Annotated in this window: 2 protein-coding genes; both read right to left on the bottom strand. The window is 61.4% G+C overall.

Annotation, left to right across the window (positions count from 1 at the left end):
* Nucleotides 1–14: 14 nt before the first annotated feature.
* Nucleotides 15–2,093 carry a recombinase family protein gene (locus C7H84_RS34600; RefSeq protein WP_121863004.1) on the bottom strand — a complete coding sequence of 693 codons (2,079 nt, stop codon included), beginning with the start codon at nucleotides 2,091–2,093 and terminating at the stop codon, nucleotides 15–17.
* A gap of 2 nt (nucleotides 2,094–2,095) precedes the next feature.
* Nucleotides 2,096–2,555: hypothetical protein (locus tag C7H84_RS36985; protein WP_205611496.1), on the bottom strand; the 460-nt coding region annotated here is incomplete at its 5' end.

Below are 2,555 nucleotides of genomic sequence, written 5' to 3'. Positions count from 1 at the left end.
TCGCGACGGGGCGTTCATTGTGCACCTCCTTCCGAAACCTCGGTAAACATTGGGAGTTGCCCTTCAACGTCGTTGCGACACGGGCGATGTTTGCGCGTCAGCGCCGCCGTAACAGCTTCACTGCGCAGATCGCTTGCGCGAATCTGCCATGGGGCATCGGGCATTACCTGCTCGGCAGGCAGAACCTTATCGTTGATTAGACGCCGGATCATGTAGTGGGTAACGCCAAGCGCTTTCGCCGCCTCGGACATCGTCAACCAGTCACCATCCTTCTCTGCCGACTTGTACGCATAGATGTTGCGCACTCGCCGTACGGAGCTGACGCGATGCGCAGTCCAGGTCTTGCCTTGGCCAGTACGTATCCCCATCCGGTTTAGTGATGCAGCAATATCCTGATCAGACCATCGGGTTGCCATGCTGCGCATGACTGCGAGCGCTTCGTCGGACGTGCTGCATCCGTGCTCGCCGGTCTTGGGTTTGCGGATCCGCACCTGCGAGTGCTGACCACCTTGCCAGTGAATCGTGAGAATGACTTCACGCGTTGACTCGTTCACGTCTGCGACTATATCGACGATCAGTGCCCGAACCAGCTGCTGGCGCATGCGCATGGTGACGCCCGGAGCATTCCAGGCGGCATCGAGGTCCTCGGCGAGCTTCGTAAAGTCAGGAGCAGCGATAGGTGACGCCGGTGCACGTGCCGTCTCCAGGCGAGCCTGGCAGGCCTGTACCCGACGCAATGCCGCTTCCCAATTCTTCTCCAACTGCGCGGCGATCAGACGGTTATCCGGATCGCAGGCGGCGTAGCGCCGCTCTGCCAACGTGGCTTCGTACTGAGCCTGCTGCAGTTCAAGTTCGATGATCCGCCGCTGCTCGCTCAGGGTGTCCATATGCATTTGCTCGGCCTGCAAGGCCGCCTCTATCGCCATTGGCTCCACGACACGCATCAGTTCTCTCGCGATCGCGGCGTCTATGCGAGAGCCGCCGAAGCTCATGCACTTCGGTGGCAGGTCAAAGCGATAGCATCGGTAGACCGGTCGCGGTGTGCGTCCAGTATAGGCCACCGATAGACGGCGTCCGCAGCGCGCGCATCCAAGTAGCCCTGCCAGCAGGGCTCGCCCACCACGCCCCGATTTTACGTCGCCTGCCTTGCCGTAGGCGTTGGCGGCGAGCAGCTTCTGATTGCGCTCGAATTCCGCCCAGTCGATGTAGCCTTCGTGGTGGTCTTTGAGCAGAACCTCCCACTCCTCGAACGGTTTGCGATGCTTGTAGGTCTTATGTGCACGGCCATCGACGATGGTCGTCTGCTTCCCACTCTTGCCATATGCGTAGGCCCCGGCATAGAACGGATTCCTGAGCACCGAGATCACGTTACGGTAACGTATCAGCGTCCAGTCGAAATGCGTCAGGGTCCTGCCATCGGTCGGACGCGGAAAGTGGACTTGTTCGGCCCGTAACGACAGGAAGGCCTGCCGTGCGCTACCCAGTTCGCGAAAGCGAGTAAAGATCAGGCGTATCACTTCTTGCAGCCGTTGGTTGGGATCGAGACCCAGGCCGACATCACGATGCCAGAGATAGCCAATCGGCACGCTGATGCGCAATTCACCGCGCTGAGCCTTGGCACGTGCGGCATCCAGCATGCGCGTTCGAAGCACATTGAGCTCGAATTCGCTAATGCTGCCCTTCATGCCGAGCAGCAGCCGGTCGTTCGGCCGGCAGGGATCGTACACGCCATCAAGGTCGATGACCCGCGCCTCGACGAGACCACACAGTTCGAGCAGATGGTGCCAGTCGCGCCCGTTACGGGCAAGACGTGATGCATCCAGGCAAAGAACAGCGCCGACTTCACCGGCACAGAGCAATGCCACCAGGCGCTCAAAGCCGGGCCGGGCCACCGTTCCGCTCGCCGATCGACCCAGATCATCGTCGATGACCTCGATATCGCGAAACCCGCGGCGCTTTGCTTCTCCCACGAGCTCGTACTGGCGACGCTGGCTCTCGAGGTTCATCTGGACCTGGGCCTGCGTCGACTGACGGACATAAACTACCGCCTTGCGCTGGAGAAGGGGCGCCGGCAAACGATCAGCGTTCGTCATCGTCACGCTCCTTCCCGGCGGTTACGCCGGCGGCTTGGATCAGCAGGCTTGCAAGATGCGCGATTACCTTTGCGCGCTGCGCCGCGTTCATTCCCTGAAGCTCGGCGTTGTCGAACACCATGCTCATCTGGCGCGGCGTCACCGCCGGCGATTGCGGTCGTGCTGGAACACCCCTTGGCAGCTGGCCCATTGCGTTTCTCCCGGACGATGGTGGAACCGTCCGGCGAGTTTGCTCGCAAGCGCCGATCAACGAGCAGCCGATGCAGGGCGCATAGCACCGCCACGGTAACCCTCGGCTCGCCGAGCTCCATGGCTGAACACACGGCCCGATCGAGCATCCATGCCGCCACCACCTTGACTACGCCAGAGCCGGCTTCGATATGCACGACGCGGCCGCCGCTACGTTGCTCGACGTCTCGGACCTTGAGGCGGTGGCCATACAACGGATGCCAGCGATAATGG

The organism is Burkholderia sp. Nafp2/4-1b (assembly GCF_003635165.1).
GTDB lineage: Bacteria > Pseudomonadota > Gammaproteobacteria > Burkholderiales > Burkholderiaceae > Burkholderia.
The sequence above is the reverse complement of the archived record's forward strand: the minus strand, read 5'-3'. Positions and strand labels throughout refer to the sequence as shown.

Excerpts from the sequence above, each read along its gene's own strand:
- C7H84_RS34600 (WP_121863004.1), bottom strand. The coding sequence starts at position 2,093 with ATGACGAACGCTGATCGTTTGCCGGCGCCCCTTCTCCAGCGCAAGGCG.